This window comes from Promicromonospora sp. NPDC060271, from assembly GCF_042726755.1.
Lineage (GTDB): Bacteria > Actinomycetota > Actinomycetes > Actinomycetales > Cellulomonadaceae > Promicromonospora.
Window position 1 is genome coordinate 14480 of the sequence record NZ_JBHXBG010000058.1, and the last position, 16157, is coordinate 30636.

Annotated in this window: 15 protein-coding genes; 13 read left to right on the forward strand and 2 right to left on the reverse strand. The window is 73.7% G+C overall.

The annotated features are described in order from the left end of the window. Positions 1-18 precede the first annotated feature (18 nt). A complete protein-coding gene (locus tag ACFWE2_RS11210; protein ID WP_377224304.1) occupies positions 19-945 on the reverse strand; it encodes a DMT family transporter in 927 nt (308 codons plus the stop codon). A gap of 71 nt (positions 946-1016) precedes the next feature. On the opposite strand from ACFWE2_RS11210, the gene ACFWE2_RS11215 reads away from it, so the two are divergent. The 13 genes from ACFWE2_RS11215 to ACFWE2_RS11275 all read left to right on the forward strand — a co-directional run bounded on the left by ACFWE2_RS11215 (position 1017) and on the right by ACFWE2_RS11275 (position 15108). Continuing rightward, a complete protein-coding gene (locus ACFWE2_RS11215; RefSeq protein ID WP_377224305.1) occupies positions 1017-1607 on the forward strand; it encodes a TetR/AcrR family transcriptional regulator in 591 nt (196 codons plus the stop codon). A gap of 22 nt (positions 1608-1629) precedes the next feature. After that, positions 1630-2760, forward strand: coding sequence for an acetamidase/formamidase family protein (locus tag ACFWE2_RS11220; RefSeq protein WP_377224306.1), 1131 nt, complete (start codon positions 1630-1632; stop codon positions 2758-2760). A gap of 186 nt (positions 2761-2946) precedes the next feature. After that, positions 2947-4128 (forward strand): amidase, encoded by a 1182-nt coding sequence (locus tag ACFWE2_RS11225; RefSeq protein ID WP_377224307.1) that lies wholly within the window; start codon positions 2947-2949, stop codon positions 4126-4128. Positions 4129-4147: 19 nt separating this feature from the next. Continuing rightward, positions 4148-4612: a DUF4383 domain-containing protein gene (locus ACFWE2_RS11230; RefSeq protein ID WP_377224308.1), complete on the forward strand. Its 465-nt coding sequence runs from the start codon at positions 4148-4150 to the stop codon at positions 4610-4612. 73 nt (positions 4613-4685) lie between these two features. Beyond that, the gene (uraD, locus tag ACFWE2_RS11235) at positions 4686-5216 is read left to right on the forward strand and encodes a 2-oxo-4-hydroxy-4-carboxy-5-ureidoimidazoline decarboxylase (protein WP_377224309.1); all 531 of its coding nucleotides are present in this window, start codon (positions 4686-4688) and stop codon (positions 5214-5216) included. Continuing rightward, positions 5213-5533, forward strand: coding sequence for a hydroxyisourate hydrolase (uraH, locus tag ACFWE2_RS11240; protein WP_377224310.1), 321 nt, complete (start codon positions 5213-5215; stop codon positions 5531-5533). The genes uraD and uraH overlap by 4 nt, the downstream gene beginning before the upstream one ends. Then, positions 5534-6478, forward strand: a complete 945-nt coding sequence (gene pucL / locus ACFWE2_RS11245) for a factor-independent urate hydroxylase (protein WP_377224311.1) — start codon at positions 5534-5536, stop codon at positions 6476-6478. After that, positions 6475-7938, forward strand: a complete 1464-nt coding sequence (gene allB, locus ACFWE2_RS11250; protein ID WP_377224312.1) for an allantoinase AllB — start codon at positions 6475-6477, stop codon at positions 7936-7938. The genes pucL and allB overlap by 4 nt, the downstream gene beginning before the upstream one ends. After that, the gene (locus ACFWE2_RS11255; RefSeq protein WP_377224313.1) at positions 7935-9227 is read left to right on the forward strand and encodes a pyridoxal-phosphate-dependent aminotransferase family protein; all 1293 of its coding nucleotides are present in this window, start codon (positions 7935-7937) and stop codon (positions 9225-9227) included. The genes allB and ACFWE2_RS11255 overlap by 4 nt, the downstream gene beginning before the upstream one ends. After that, positions 9224-10501 carry an allantoate amidohydrolase gene (locus ACFWE2_RS11260; protein ID WP_377224314.1) on the forward strand — a complete coding sequence of 426 codons (1278 nt, stop codon included), beginning with the start codon at positions 9224-9226 and terminating at the stop codon, positions 10499-10501. The genes ACFWE2_RS11255 and ACFWE2_RS11260 overlap by 4 nt, the downstream gene beginning before the upstream one ends. Beyond that, positions 10498-11331, forward strand: coding sequence for a MurR/RpiR family transcriptional regulator (locus ACFWE2_RS11265; protein WP_377224315.1), 834 nt, complete (start codon positions 10498-10500; stop codon positions 11329-11331). Before ACFWE2_RS11260 ends, ACFWE2_RS11265 begins: the two co-directional genes overlap by 4 nt. Positions 11332-11342: 11 nt before the next feature. Continuing rightward, positions 11343-12164, forward strand: coding sequence for an FAD binding domain-containing protein (locus ACFWE2_RS11270; protein WP_377224316.1), 822 nt, complete (start codon positions 11343-11345; stop codon positions 12162-12164). 220 nt (positions 12165-12384) lie between these two features. Next, positions 12385-15108: a molybdopterin-dependent oxidoreductase gene (locus ACFWE2_RS11275; RefSeq protein ID WP_377224317.1), complete on the forward strand. Its 2724-nt coding sequence runs from the start codon at positions 12385-12387 to the stop codon at positions 15106-15108. On the opposite strand, the gene ACFWE2_RS11280 is transcribed toward ACFWE2_RS11275, so the two are convergent. After that, on the reverse strand, positions 15068-16042 hold the full coding sequence (locus ACFWE2_RS11280) for a DUF2332 domain-containing protein (RefSeq protein ID WP_377224318.1): 975 nt from the start codon (positions 16040-16042) through the stop codon (positions 15068-15070). The two genes, ACFWE2_RS11275 and ACFWE2_RS11280, sit on opposite strands and share 41 nt — an antisense overlap. Positions 16043-16157: the final 115 nt, after the last annotated feature.

Here is a 16157-nt window from a genome sequence, read left to right on the forward strand (position 1 = left end):
CCTGCGGTTACCAATCTGTCAAGGGCGGGCGCCTTCCGGCGTGCGGTCCCGGCGGGTTCGCCCGCGGTCGGGCGCGGGCCGCACGAGGAGGACCCCCGCGAGGCTGATCGCGAACCCAGCCACCGTGAGCAGCGGCAGCCGCTCGCCGAACATGGCCCAGGCCCATGCCGCGGAGACCGCCGGGGTGAGGTAGAGCCACGTGCTCACCGCGACCGGTCCGCGCGTGCGCAGCACGTACAGGTACATGCCGTAGCCGCCGAGGAACGAGAGGCCCACCAGCCAGGCGATCGCCGGCCAGAACGACGGGTCGGCCGGCGGCGCCGCCTGGCCGCTCGCGAACGCCACGACCGCGAAGAACGCGAGCGTCACGACTCCCTGCACCGCAAGGGAGTCCAACACGTCGTACTCGCGGTCGGCCGGAGGTTCGGCGGCGGGCCACAGGTCGCCGAGCACCGCGGCTGCCGAGAGCGAGAGCATGCCCGCGAGCGCCCAGAGGGCCCCTTCGGTGCCCGTCCCGGCGACGGCGTCCGGCCCGACGGCGAGCGCTACTCCCGCGAAGCCGATCGCGAGACCCGCCGTCTGGCGCCGTCCGCCCTTCCTGCCGAACCGGGACAGCACGACGGCGACCAGGGCGGGCTGCAGCGAGGCGAGCAGGGCTGCCGTCCCGGCGGGCAGCCCTGCCTCGACCGCGCGGAACACCCCGTAGAGGTAGCCGGCCTGGCCGAGGGCGCCGAGGACTGCCTCGCGCCGTAGATAGCGCAGCCCGTAGCGGCGGCGGAGTGCCAGCACCACGACGAGCATCAGGGGTGCGGCGACGACGTAGCGCCACAGGAGCGTGGTCGTGGCCGGGGCGACGGGCGCCGCGAAGGTGGCGCCGACGAAGCCGGAGCTCCACAGCACGACGAGCAGGGCGGGGGCGAGGTGTCCCAGAAGGCTCTTTCCCATCGATCCAGGTAACCATACAGGTCGGTATACTCGCAGTGCACCCAGACGACAGCCCGGACGGAGCGACCCGCATGCCGCGACGCAGCCCCAACCCGCACACGCCGGCCGGCGAGAGGATCCTCACCACGGCGGCGGACCTCTTCTACCACCGGGGGATCCGCGGCGTCGGCGTCGACCTGATCGCCGACCAGGCCGGGGTCACCAAGAAGACGCTCTACGACCGGTTCGGCTCGAAGGACGCACTGGTGGCCGCCTACCTGACGCGCCGGCACGAGCGCTGGGTGACGTGGTTCGGCGAGCGGCTCGCGGCCCGTGGTGCGGCCGGGTCCGCACGGGGTGTCGACCAGGTGGTTGCCGCGCTGGAGCTCGCTGAGGAGTGGGCGCGGGAGAACGAGCGAGGCTGCGCGTTCGTCAACGCCCACGGCGAGATCGGCGGGTCCGAGCACCCCGGGAACGCTGTGATCCTGGCGGACAAGCTGTACATGCTCGGCGTGTTCACCGACCTGCTGCGCGACGCCGGGCGTCCCGACGCGGAGGAGCTCGGGGCGCAGGTCCATCTGCTCTACGAGGGTGCGATGGTCGCGTACACGACACGGGCGCAGCCGAACGCGTTCGCCGCCGCCCGGGCCGCGGCGCGGGCGCTGCTCGCGCCCGCCGGCTGAGGCTGGTGGATACAGTCACCCCGTGCACCAGCAGACCATCCTCCAGCCCGGCAGCCACGTTCCTGACGGGGCCACGTATCTGCCCACCACCGTCGAGACCGCCTACTGGGGCCGCCTGCCCTGCGCGGCGGACCGCGCGGTGCTGTCCGTGGACCCTGGGCAGGAGGTCGTCGTCGACACCCTCTCCCACGAGGGCATCCTCGAGGACCAGGGCGGCGACCCGCTCGCGTACTTCGCGGAGCGTGGCGTCGCCGAGAACGCGGTACTGGCCGATGCCGTCGAGCTGACGGGTGCCCGCCGCTCCCTGCTGGGCGACCGGGTGCCCGGGCTGCCGGGGGTGCCCGGCGCGCACGGCGGGCACGTCGTGACGGGGCCGATCGAGGTCCGCGGCGCCCGGCCCGGCGACCTGCTCGCGATCCGCGTGCTGGCCACCGAACCCCGTGTCCCGTACGGGGTGATCTCCAACCGGCACGGCCGCGGGGCCCTGCCGGACGAGTACCCGGCCGGAGGTGTCGACAGCGTCAGCGTCTTCGCCGAGGTGGACTCCTGGTCCGACGGCGCCGGCCGCGGGAGCCTCCCGCTCTTCGAGGGGTCCGAGCGGAGGGTCGGCTTCGACCTGCACCCGTTCCTCGGCATCATGGGCGTCGCCGCCGCGGGGGACGAACGGCCGCACTCGGTGCCGCCCGGCCCGTTCGGCGGCAACATCGACATCAACCTCCTGGGCGCCGGAGCCACGCTCTATCTCCCGGTCCAGGCGGCGGGGGCGCTCGCCTACGTGGGTGACCCGCACTTCGCGCAGGGGGACGGCGAGGTGGCGCTCACCGCGTTCGAGGCGTCGCTCCGGGTGCGGCTTGGCTTCGACCTGATCCCGGCGTCGGACGCCGTCGCGACGTTCGGGGAGCTCGCCGGGCCGCTCGCCGAGACCGCGGAGTTCCTGGTCCCGACCGGCCTCGACCGGGACCTCGACGTCGCCGTGCAGAACTGCGTACGGGCCGCGATCGCGCTGCTGGAGGTCCGGTACGGGATGTCGCCGGCGCACGCCTACGCGTACCTGTCGGCCGCCACGGACTTCGACATCTCGCAGGTCGTCGACGTCGTCAAGGGCGTGCACGCGAGGATCCGCAAGGCGGACTTCGCGGGCGAGCGCGGGTGAGTAGAGGCAGCCGGCAGGCGCCGGTGGACCGGCTGGCTGACCCGGCGTCCGACCGGCGCCGAGTCAGCACGGTGGTCGGACCGGCGAACTGACCCGGCGCACGTCGCGTGCCGAGTCAGTCAGCCGGTCCGACCACCTTGCCGCCGTCCTGCCTCGGCAGCGCCGGGACCCTGGCAGCATGTGCGCATGATCTTCGACCCCAGCGTGTGGCGCGTCCGGCCCGACCCCGGCCCGCTGACGGCACCGACCGGATCCGGCGTGCTCGACGGCGAGACCGTCGCCGTCAAGGACCTGTTCGCCGTCGCGGGGCAGCGGATCGGCGCGGGGAACCCGTCCTGGCTCGCGGACGCGCCTGTCGAGGAGAGCCACGCGGACGCCGTCACGCTCCTGCTGGACGCCGGGGCCGCGCTCGCCGGCATCGCGCAGACGGAGGAGTTCGCCTATTCGCTGACCGGCGCGAACGCCCACTACGGCACCCCGCCCAACCCGCGGGCGCCCGGGCGCATCAGCGGTGGTTCGACCTCGGGCCCGGCGACGGCGGTCGCGGCCGGCGAGGTGAGCATCGCGCTCGGGACCGACACCGGCGGGTCCGTGCGGGTGCCCGCCGCCTACCAGGGGCTGTGGGGCATCCGCCCGACGCACGGCGCGGTACCCGACGGCGGGCTGCTGCCGCTTGCGCCGTCGTTCGACACGGTCGGCTGGCTCACGCGTGACGCCGCCACGCTGGCCCGGGTGGGCGACGTGCTGCTCCCCACCGACACGGCGGCGCTCCCGGAGCACGGACCCCTCGTGCTGAGCGACGCCCTGCTCGCCCTGGCCGCGCCGGAGGTGCGCGACGCCGTCGGACAGCTCGCGCGGGCTGCCGGGGCGCGGCCCGTCGACTGGGCGCCCGAGCCCGCCTGGCTCGCCGCGTTCCAGACCCTTCAGGCGGCCGAGGCCTGGGCCGTCCACGGCGGCTGGCTCGAAGGCCGGACGGACACGCTCGGGCCGGCGGTGCGCGGGCGGTTCGAGCGGGCGCGCGCCATCAGCGCGGCGGACACGGACGCGGCGCGGGTCGCCGTCGGACAGGCCCGGGCCCAGATCCGGGAGCGGCTGGGGGAGCGGGTGCTCGTGCTGCCGTCGACGGCGACCGTTGCGCCCCGCCCGGACGAGGCCGAGGCCGCGCGCGAGGCGACGATGCTGCTCACCTGCATCGCGGGGATCGGCGGGCTACCCGCCGTCTCGGTGCCGGTCACGACGGCGGGGGGTCTGCCGGCGGGCGTGTGCCTCGTGGGGCCGGCCGGTTCGGACCGGTCGCTGCTGGAGCTGGCGGGCCGGACCGGCGTGCGAGTGGTCCCGAACGGCGTGACCGTGGAAGACACGGCCTGAGCTCGACGGGAGAAGGATCATGGCCTACCCCACAGCACCTCGAATCGCCCGCGGCGCCCACCAGTGGCTCGCCCTCATCGTCGGCGTCGTCTACCTGCTGGTCGGTGTGGCCGGCTTCGCGGTGACCGGCCTCAGCGGATTCATGGAGCACGACGACAGCCAGACGCTCCTCGGCTTCGCCATCAACCCGCTGCACAACATCGTGCACGTGGTCATCGGCATCCTGGGCATCAGCCTCTGGGCCTGGTCCGGCAGCGCCCGCATTTTCGGCTGGCTCCTCCTGCTCGGCTACGGTGCGGCGTTCGTCTACGGCCTGTACGCCGTCGACAACCCGGAGATGAACTACCTGAATATCAACGAGGCCGACAACTGGCTCCACCTGGGCAGCGCCGTGCTCGGTCTGCTGATCGCGGTCTGGCCGCACCGCAGGCACGTGGTGGAGCAGCCCGGTACCTCGCAGGCCGTGCCGCGCGACGCCAGGTGATCGCCGGCGAAGTTTTACCCGGCTGAAACGCGTGTCTCACCGCGAGGGACAGTTTGAAACTAAGTTTGTCCTCGTGGACCTCGCGATCTTCAACGCCCTGCCCCCAGCGGACGCCGCTGCGACGATCCGCCCGTGCGCCGACATCGGCTCCTGGGTCGACGACGTGGTGGCCGGCCGCCCCTACCGGTGCCGGGACTCGCTCCTGCTGCGCGCCATGCGAGCCGCCGCCGAGTGGACGGCCGCCGACGTCGACGCGGCGCTCGCGCACCACCCCCGCATCGGCGAGCGGGCGTCGGGGGACAGCACCGAGGCGCGGCTGTCCCGCACCGAGCAGCCGACGGCGGCCGAGGAGACAGCCGCCCGGATCGCCGCGGGCAACGCCGCGTACGAGGCGAAGTTCGGCCGGATCTACCTGGTCAGGGCCGCCGGGCGCACGGCGGACGACATCCTTGCCAACCTGACCGAACGCCTCGGCAACGACCCGGCCACCGAGGCCCTGGTCGCGGCCGAGCAGCTGCGCCAGATCGCGCTGCTGCGTCTGGAGACGCTCGTCGAGGAGCCGGCGGCGGAGACCGTCGAGAAGACCACGGGGGCTGCGTCATGAGCACCGCCTCGACGCACGTGCTCGACGCCGCACGTGGCCTCCCGGCCAGGGGACTCGCGGTCACGCTGGCCACGACGGACTCGACGGGCTCGACCACCGAGCGGCAGGCCGTCACCGATGACGACGGCCGCATCACCTGGGGCGAGGTCGCGCCCGGCCGGCACGTCCTGACCTTCGCCGCCGGCGACTGGTTCGCCGCGCAGGGCCGGGAGACGTTCTTCGGCCAGATCGTGCTCGACGTCGTGCTCGGGCCGGACCACACGCACGTCGCCGTCCTGCTGAGCCCGTTCGCCTACACCACCTACCGGGGGAGCTGAATGTCGATAGTCCTGGGACCCAACCAGTACGGCAAGGCCGAGGTGCGGCTCGTGCGGGTCGACCGTGACACGGCGCGGCACCGCATCACCGACCTCAGCGTCACCTCGCAGCTCCGCGGCGACTTCCGCGCCACGCACGAGTCCGGGGACAACGCCGGCGTCGTCGCGACGGACACGCAGAAGAACACGGTGTACGCGTTCGCACGGGACGGCGTCGGATCGCCCGAGACGTTCCTGCTGCGGCTCGCCCGGCACTTCCTCCAGGAGCCGCAGATCAGCGGCGGACGCTGGCTCGCGGAGCAGTACGGCTGGGAGCGCGTCGCCGCGGGCCAGGGGAGCGGCGGCGTCGGCCACGACCACGCGTTCGTGCGGGGCGGCGCCGAGCGGCGGACGGCACTGGTGCACGCCGACTCCGTCGGCCTGTCCGTGCTCGCGGGGCTGCGCGACGTCACGGTGCTGAAGTCGACGGGCTCGGAGTTCGCGGGGTTCCCGCGCGACCGGTACACGACGCTGCCCGAGACCGACGACCGGATCCTCGCGACCGACGTCAGCGGGTGGTGGCGGTACGAGCAGTCGTTCGTCGACGCCGCAGGCCCCGAGGAGTACGACGAGCGGTTCGCGGCCGTCCGCTCGATCCTGCTGGTGACCTTCGCCGAGCTGCACTCCCTGGCCCTGCAGCAGACCGTCTACGCGATGGGCAAGGCCGTGCTGGAGGCGTACCCCGACATCGCCGAGATCCGGCTCTCGTGCCCGAACAACCACCACTTCCTCGTCGACCTGGAGCCGTTCGGCCTGGACAACCCCGGCGAGGTGTTCTTCGCCGCCGACCGGCCCTACGGGCTGATCGAGGCGGCCGTCCAGCGCTCAGCGGCCGACGGCGCCCCGGCGGACGGCGCCCCAGCGCCTGAGCATCCCGTGTGGTCCACGATCGGAGGATTCGTATGAGCGGCGGCCCGCAGGACAGGAGCCTGGTCGTCGCGTCCGAGCGGGTCCTGGTGGAGGGTGAGCTCCGGCCCGCGGTCCTGCGGATCGAGGGCGACCGGATCGACCAGGTCTGGTGGGGCACGTCCGACCCGGCGGCCGTGCTCAAGCCGGCCGACGACCTGTTCGGCGACGTGCTCGGCGCCGTCCCAGCACCCCCGCCGCAGGTCGTCGAGCTCGGCGACGAGGTGGTGCTGCCCGGCGTCGTCGACACCCACGTGCACGTCAACGAGCCCGGCCGCACCGCATGGGAGGGGTTCGCCTCGGCGACCCGGGCGGCGGCGCTCGGCGGGATCACGACGATCGTCGACATGCCGCTCAACTCGCTCCCGCCGACCACCACCGTGCAGGCACTGGAGACGAAGCGTGCGGCGGCCGAGGCCGTCCGCGCCCGCGGCGAGCTGCATTGCGACGTCGGCTTCTGGGGCGGCGCCGTCCCCGGCAACGCCGACGACCTCGAGCCGCTCTGGGACGCCGGGGTCTTCGGCTTCAAGTGCTTCCTCGCCGACTCCGGTGTGCCCGAGTTCCCGCCGCTCGCGCCGGACCAGCTCCTGGACGCGGCGGACCGGATCGCGCGGTTCGGCGGCCTGCTCATCGTGCACGCGGAGGATCCGGCGGCCCTCGCGGCCGCGCCGGGCGGGGGCGGCCGCGCATACGCGGACTTCCTGCTCTCGCGCCCGGACGAGGCGGAGACGACGGCGATCGCCGGGCTGCTCGACGTCGTCCGCGAGACGGGCACGCGCACCCACGTGCTGCACCTGTCGTCGGCGCGGGCACTCGACCTGATCGCCGAGGCCAAGGACGAGGGCCTGCCGGTCACTGCCGAGACCTGCCACCACTACCTCGTCTTCGACGCCGAGCACATCCCGGACGGCGACGCGGCCTTCAAGTGCTGCCCGCCCATCCGGGACCGCGGCAACCAGGACGCGCTCTGGGACGGCCTGCGCGCCGGGATCCTCGACTGCGTCGTCAGCGACCACTCGCCGGCCACCGCCGAGGAGAAGTACCGGGGCGCGGCGCCCGGCGAGGTCGACCTGCAGCAGGCCTGGGGCGGTATCTCCGGCCTGCAGGCCGGGTTCCTCGCCCTGGCGGACGCCGCCCGGCGCCGCGGCGTCTCCCTCGCCGACGTCTCCCGCTGGACCTCGGGGAACACCGCGGCACTGGTCGGCCTGGACCGGGGCCCGCGTCCGAGGGGCGTGATCGCGGAGGGCGCCGCCGCCGACCTGATCGTCTACACCCCTGACGCGACGACAACCTTCGACGCGGCGAACCTGGCCCACAAGAACAAGATCAGCGCCTACGACGGCCTGACCGTCACCGGCGCCGTCGCTGAGTGCGGGCTATTTGCGGGATCGGAACGTTTCGACCCCACAAATACCCAGCACTCAACGGGACGGGGGGCGCTTTTGAGGAGGTCGCTATGACTCAGATACATCCGCCCGCCCGGCTGCTGATGGGGCCAGGGCCCGTCGACGCCGATCCCCGCGTGCTGCGCGCCATGGCGGCGCCCCTGGTGGGCCAGTTCGACCCGTTCATGACCGACACGATGACCGAGGCCATGGCGCTGTGGCGCACCGTCTGGGACACCGCCAACGAGCAGACGTTCCTCGTGGACGGCACCTCGCGTGCCGGCATCGAGGCGGCACTGGTGTCCCTGCTGGAGCCGGGGGACCGGGTGCTGGTCCCCGTGTTCGGCCGGTTCGGGCACCTGCTCGCGGAGATCTGCGTGCGGGCCGGGGCCGAGGTGCACACCATCGAGACCGAGTGGGGAACGGTCTTCGACCCGGGGCAGATCGAGGACGCCGTCCGACGGGTGCGGCCCCGTCTGCTCGCCGTCGTGCACGGGGACACCTCCACCACCATGGCCCAGCCGCTCGCGGAGCTGGGCCGGATCGCCCACGAGCACGACGCCCTCCTGTACGTGGACGCCACCGCGACGCTCGGCGGCAACCCGTTCCACACCGACGAGTGGGGCGTCGACGCGGCGACCGCCGGGCTGCAGAAGTGCCTGGGCGGGCCGTCGGGCAGCGCACCCGTGACGCTCTCGCCCGCCGCGGCGGCGGCGATCAACGCGCGCAAGCACGTCGAGGCGGGCCTCCGCACGTCGGACGACGTCGCCCCGCACGGCGCCCCGATCGTCTCCAACTACCTCGACCTCGCCCAGATCATGGAGTACTGGGGACCGCGCCGGCTCAACCACCACACCGAGGCGACGTCGATGCTGTACGCGGCGCGCGAGTGCGCGCGGCTGCTCAAGGACGAGGGGATGGCGACGGCGGTCGCCCGGCACGCCAGGCACGGCGGGGCCATGCTGGCGGGGGTGCGCGGGCTCGGCCTGGAGGTCTTCGGCGACGTCGGCCACAAGATGCACAACGTGGTCGCCGTGCGCATCCCGGACGGTGTGGACGGGGACGCCGTGCGCGGCGCTCTGCTGGACGACTTCGGCATCGAGATCGGCACGTCGTTCGGCCCGCTGCACGGCGTCGTCTGGCGCATCGGGACCATGGGCTTCAACGCCCGGCGGGATGCCGTGCTCACCACGCTGGCCGCCCTGGAGCACGAGCTGCGCCGGTTCGGCTTCCACGCGCCCCCGGGGGGCGGGGTCGAGGCCGCCCTCACCTCGTACGAGACCGATCGAGAACGGGGTCCTGCCTCTGTGGGCACCGGGAACGAACGCGACCGCGTTCTCGCCGTCGAGGAGGTGTCGTCGTGAGCGGGAATGGAAGCGGGTTCGGTAGCGCGCGGTGGGTCATGGAGCGGTGCGACGACCTGACCCGCCACTCGTCGCGCCCCGACGCGCTCGAACGTGTCTACCTGTCGCCCGAGCACTCCGCCGCCAACCTGGCGGTCCGGGCCTGGATGCTCGACGCGGGCCTCGACACCGAGACCGACGCCGCGGGCAACCTTTGGGGCCGCCGCGCCGCCGACGGAACCCCCCAGCGCCCCGGCACCCGGGGTGAGCCCGCGCTCGTGCTCGGATCCCACCTCGACACCGTGCCCGACGCCGGGCGGTACGACGGCATGCTCGGCGTCGTCCTCGCCATCGCCGTCGCACACCGGCTGCGGGACGTCCAGCTCCCGTTCGCGCTGGAGGTCGTCGGGTTCTCCGACGAGGAGGGCACCCGGTTCGGCAAGGCGCTGCTGGGGAGCTGCGCGGCGTCGGGCCAGTGGGACGCCGCCTGGTGGGACCAGGCCGACGCCGACGGCGTCACCCTGCGCGAGGCGTTCCTGCAGTTCGGCCTGGCCCCGGACCGCGTGGGCGACGCCGCCCGGGACCCCGCGGACCTCGTCGGCTACCTGGAGGCGCACATCGAGCAGGGGCCGGTGCTGGAGTCGGCGCGCCTGCCGCTCGGGTACGTCACGTCCATCGCGGGGGCGCGGCGGTTCGTGCTCACGATCACCGGCGAGGCCCGGCACGCGGGCGGCACCCCCTTCAGCCGACGGCGGGACGCGCTGGTCGCCGCCGCGCACCTCGTCACCCGGATCGAGGAGCTGGCCAGGGCGACCGACTGCCTCGCCACCGTCGGCCACCTCCGGGTCGAGCCCGGCGCCGTCAACGTGATCCCCGGCCTGGCGGAGCTCACGCTCGACCTGCGCGGCCGGACCGACGGCGGGCGCGACGCGCTGTGGGAGCAGATCTCGGCGGCCGGCCACGACATCGCGCAGGAGCGGGGCGTGAAGCTCGAGGTCGTCGAGACCCACCGGGCGCCGTCGACCGCCTGCGCCGAGCGGCTGCAGGCCGCGGTGGCGGCGGGGATCGCGGAGGCGACCGGGGCGGCCGAAACGCTCGGCCTCTGGAGCCCAGCAGGACACGACGGCATGGCGATGGCCGCGGTGACCGACGTCGGCATGCTGTTCCTGCGCTGCCGCGACGGGATCAGCCACCACCCGGACGAGCACGTGGACGCCGAGGACGTCGGCGTCGCGCTCGACGCGTTCACGGAGGCGGTGCTCGCGCTGGCTCGCGAGCGGGAGGAGACGCGATGAAGGCAGGGTCAACACCGCTCGAGGCGCGGATAACTGACGGCTACCGCGACCTGTCGCCGCAGGAGCGGCGGGCCGCCGACGCCCTGCTGGACCACCTCGGCGACCTCGGGACGTACCGGGCCACCGAGCTCGCCGCGCTCGCCGGCGTCTCGAAGGCGACGATGAGCAGGCTGTTCCGCAAGCTCGGCTACGAGGACTTCGAGGGGCTGCGCGAGCACCTCCGCGTCCAGCGCGGGCGCGGGCTGCCGATCGCCGTCGACCCGTCGCCTGGCCTGCGCGAGCGGCTGGAGCAGGAGGTCAAGAACCTCGAGAAGGTCTACTCGACGCTCGACGACACGATGCTCGACGACGTAGCCGACGCACTCGCCACCGCGCGCGACGTCGTGGTCGTCGGACGCCGTGGCTCGCTCGGGCCGGCCACCCAGCTCCGGCGCAACCTGATCCAGGTGCGCGGCCGGGTGCATCTCGCGCCGGGACCCGGCCAGTCGCTCGCCGACGACCTCGTCGGGCTCGGGCCCGAGGACGTGGTGGTCGTCGTCTCGATCCGCCGGCACGCGTTCAAGGTGGCCGCGATGGTCGAGTCCCTGCTGGCCGACGGCGTCCGGGTGCTCCTGCTCGCCGACTCCAGCCTCCGGCACCTCGCGAGCGCCGTGACCTGGTGGATCGAGTGCCCGATCACCACGGAAGGGGCCTTCGACTCGATGGTGGCGCCCGTGAGCGTGATGGGGGCCCTGTCGGACCGGGTGCACGGGGCGCTCGACGGCGCGGCCGACCGCGTCGAGGCGATAGACGCCAGGTACGCGCTGCTGCGCGAGATCGACGAAGGCTGACCGGCGGCGCCATGGACCTCGACATCGACACCGTGCGGGTGGCGCGGACCCGGGCGGACTGCGTGCTGCGGCCCGGCGAGGCCTTCCTGGGCGGGGGCACCTACCTGTACTCCGAGCCGGTACCGCCGGGCGTGACCGGCCTGGTGGACCTGACCGGGATGGGCTGGGAGCCGTGGTCCGTGGACGGCGCGGGACTGCGGGTCGCCGGGACATGCACGCTGGAGGAGCTGGTGTCCGGGCCGGGATCGCTGGGCGCGGATACGGGCGGGCCGTATCGCGCGCTCGGGCTCGTGGCGCCGTGCGTGTCGGCGCTGACGCTGTCGGCGAAGGTCGCCCGGATGGCGACCATCGGCGGGAACCTGGCGCTGGGGCTGCCCGCCGGGTCCATGGTCGGGTTGTTCGCGGCGCTGTCGGCCCGGGCGATCGTCTGGACGCCGGACGGCGGCTCGCGGGAGCTCGCCGTGTCCGACCTGGTGACCGGGGTGGGCGTCGTCGACCTAGCCCCGGGAGAGGTGCTCCGTGAGGTGCGGGTGCCCGCCAGAATGCTGGGGCAACGCGCGGTGTTCCGACGGGCATCGCTCACCCCTGCTGGCCGAACCGCGGCCATGGTGACGGGTCGGACAGGGGATCGAGCCCCGCGGATCATCGTGACCGCGTCGGTGACGACGCCGCACGGCCTGTATGTCCGTGACCACGACATGCTGGACCGCTGGATCGACTGGATCGGGCGCGAAGGCGCCTGGTACGAGGACACACACGGCAGCCGCGAGTGGCGCGCCGCGATGACACGACGGCTCGCCCACGAGGCGTTCGACGAGCTGAGTGGCGCATGAGGAGCTCGGGCAACGGAACCGCGCGCACCCCTGGCCGCGCAGAAGGCTGGGGCCTCCGGGGGAAACAGGTGCCCCGCGGAGTGTGTTGCTGTGAGTCGACAATGTCTACTTGGAGCAACACACCTCGTTCGTGTGGTCTTTACCCAGGCCGTGGCACCACCCGACCGGCCACCCACCGCGCTGACCCGCGATCAGGGTGTGCCCGCGTGAGGGGTGCCGCATGAGGATCGACGGCATCGAGGCGGCGGCAGAGCCGCGTCCCGGCCAGTGCCTGCGCACCTATCTGCGGGAGCAGGGCGCCACAGCGGTCAAGAAGGGCTGCGACGCGGGCGACTGCGGCGCGTGCACGGTGCTGCTCGACGGCGCCCCGGTGCAGTCGTGCCTTGTCCCCGTGCACCGGGCGGTCGACTCCGAGGTGGTGACGGCCGCGGGGCTCGGCCGGTTCGGGCCGGGCGGCGACCCCTCCGCGGACGCGGACCACCTGCACCCCGTCCAGCGGGCGTTCGTCGAGGCAGCAGGGTTCCAGTGCGGGTTCTGCACGGCGGGCATGGTGTGCACGGTCGCGGGCAGCTGGGCCGGGGCCGGGGACGAGCTCAAGGGCAACCTCTGCCGGTGCACCGGGTACCGGTCGATCCGGGACGCCCTCGCCGGTCGCGTGAACACCGAGGTGGCCGAGCCGGGCCAGGCGTTCGGCCGCGCCGTCGTCGCGCCTGCCGCCGCCCGGGTCGTGAGCGGCCGCGAGGCCTACACCCTCGACGAGCCGGCCCCGCCCGGGCTGCTGCACGTCGCGGTCCTCGGCAGCCCGCACCCGCACGCCCGGATCACCCGCATCGACGCGACGGCGGCGCGCGGCGCGCCCGGCGTGCACCTCGTGCTCACCCACCACGACGTCCCCGACACCCTCTACTCGACCGCCCGCCACGAGAACCGCCTCGACGACCCCGACGACACCCGCATCCTCGACCCCGTGCTCCGGTTCGTGGGCCAGCGCGTCGCCGTCGCGGTCGCGGAGACACCCCGGCAGGCCCGCGCGGCGCTCGCCCTCGTCGACGTCGTGTACGAGACGCTGCCCGCCGTCTTCGACCCCGAGGCCGCAAGGCAGCCCGGCGCGCCGCTGCTCCACCCCGGCAAGACGCCCGGCGAGCACCGCGTCGCGGAGGCGGGCCGGAACGTCGTCGCGCAGCTGCACGAGGAGTACGCGGAGCCGGGGCACGACGGCGTCGCGGCGGCGCTCGCGGCATCGGCCGCCACCATCGCGGGCACCTGGACCACCGACCGTGTGAACCACGTGGCCCTGGAGACGCACGGCGCGCGGTCGTGGCTCACGCCCGGCCCGCACGGCGACGTCCTGCACGTGCGTACCTCCACGCAGGTGCCGTTCCTCGTGCGCGACGAGCTCGCCCGGCTCCTGGACCTCCCCCAGGAGCGGGTACGGGTGGTGGCCGGCCGCGTCGGCGGCGGGTTCGGCGGCAAGCAGGAGCTCCTGGTGGAGGACGTCGTCGCGCTCGCGACCCTGCGCACCGGCCGGCCCGTGCAGTGGGAGCTCAGCCGCGAGGAGCAGTTCACCACCGTGCCGTGCAGGCACCCGATGCGGATCGGCGTCCGCGCGGGCGCCGACGCGGACGGACGGCTGACGGTGCTCGCCATCGACGTCCTCGCGGACACCGGCGCCTACGGCAACCACGCGCCCGGCGTCCTGTTCCACGGCGTGCACGAGTCGATGGCCGTCTACCGGGCCCCGAACAAGCGGGTCGACGCCGAGTCCGTCTACACGAACAACGTGCCGTCCGGGGCGTTCCGCGGGTACGGGCTCGGGCAGGTGCAGTTCGCCATCGAGGGCGCGATCGACGAGCTGGCCGCACGGCTCGGCCTTGATCCCGTCGAGATGCGGCGCCGGAACGTGATCCGGCCGGGCGACCCGTTCGTCGTCGGGCAGCCGGTGGACGGGGACCTCGAGTACGGGTCCTACGGCCTGGACCAGTGCCTCGACCTGGTCGAGGACGCGCTCGCCTCGGGTCGGGGCGAATCCGTCCCGGACGGCTGGACCGAGGGCCGTGGCGTGGCCCTCGCGATGATCGCGACCATCCCGCCACGCGGCCACTTCACGCATGCCAAGGTCACTGTCGACGCCGACGGCGGCTTCGTGGTCGACGTCGGGACGGCCGAGTTCGGCAACGGCACCACCACGGTGCACGCCCAGATCGCGGCAACGGAGCTCGGGGTGCCGGTCGACCGGGTGCGCGTGCGCCCGTCGGACACGGCGACGGCCGGCTACGACACGGGCGCCTTCGGCTCGGCAGGCTCGGTAGTAGCGGGCCTGGCGGTCCAAAAAGCGGCGTCGACCCTCAAGCTCAAGCTGGACCAGTTGAGTGCTGGGTATTTGCGCTCTCGAAACGGTTCGGCCGCGCAAATACCCAGCACTCAACTGGTCGGGATGTGGGCCGAGGCGACACACGACGGGTCGCCTCGGTCCGTTGCCTTCAATGTGCACGGGTTTCGGGTCGGCGTGCATCACGGGACCGGGGAGGTGAGGGTTCTGCAGTCGGTTCATGCCGCCGACGCCGGAGTCGTGATCAACCCCGAGCAGCTGCGCGGGCAGATCGACGGTGGCGTGGGGCAGGCGCTCGGCTCGGCCATGACCGAGCGGATGGTGGTGCGCGACGGCGTCGTCGTGACGCGCACCCTGCGGCACTACCGGGTGCCGCAGCTCGTGGACGTCCCGGACACCGAGGTGCTGTTCGCCGACACCGTCGACCGTCTCGGGCCCCGCGGCGCGAAGTCGATGAGCGAGGCCCCGTACAACCCGGTGGCCCCGGCGCTGGCCAACGCGATAGCGGACGCCACCGGAGCCCGCCCGCGCGACCTGCCGATACAGCGGGACCGGCTGTGGGAGCTGCTGCGCGCTACGGCAGCAGCCGGACCGAGCGGCCGTGCGGGTCCGTGAGGGCTACCGGCTCGCCGTCGCGGGCCAGGATGAACTGGGGCGAGAGGCCCTCGGGAAGCCTGGCCGCGACGTCGGGCAGGACGGTCCAGCCCTCGTTGCTGAGCCAGACGGCACCGCGCGTGCGCCGCAGGCCGGCCATCGTGTCGGCGAACGCCGCCAGCTCGGGGGCCGTGAGGTAGTAGAGCACCGCGGAGTTCTGCACGACGACGGTGGCCTCGGTGGGCGCGGCGGCGACCAGGTCCGGCAGCCCGTCGAGCAGGTTGCCGGTGACCAGGCGCGGCGGGTCCTCCGCGACCACGCGTGCGGCGGCGCGGAGGGTCTCTGTCCGGTCGGTGTGCTCGGGCCAGACCAGTGCCTCCAGCCACGCGAGGTCGGCCGGGTCCCGGACGTCGAGCGGGTTCAGGTCGAGGCCGGCACGCCAGACGATGTCGGGCATCCGTGTCGGCACCGGGCCCTCGATGTCGCAGGGCAGCACCACGCCGCCCGGGCCGTCGGGCGGATCGAGGCGGGTGCGGCCGCCGTCGGGCGTCGTGTAGAGGTAGGAGTAGCGGTCCGGGTAGAGGCACAGCCCCGCCGACGCGCCCACCTCGACCAGCGCGACCGGTCCCTCGATCGCCGCGAGGGCCGGCAGGAGCGTGGCGCAGCGCCGCGGCTCGTTGGTCTGGGTGGTGTGGGTACGCATCACCTGCTCGACGTCGGGCCAGGCGGCGTGCAGCCAGGGCCGCACCTCCACCCAAGCACGGACCGGCGCCCCGGCCAGCCGTGCCGCCGCGAACAGCAGGTTGGGCTGCCGCCTGGGCTCGGGCAGCGTGTCGAGCAGGGCGCACAGCTCCGGGTCGACGGCGACCCCACGTGCCCAGTCCTGGTAGGTGGGCGATCCGCCGTTGAGCGCCTGGCTCTCGGCGAACTGGCTGTAGAGGGCGGCGGTATCCATGCCGGTCACGCTACTGAGTGACCGGGCGCGACGAGTTCGGTCCCTTGCTTGACCTCATGGTCTGAGTTCGGTCCTTTGCCTTGAGATCGGTCAATCAAACGACCGATCTCAAGGC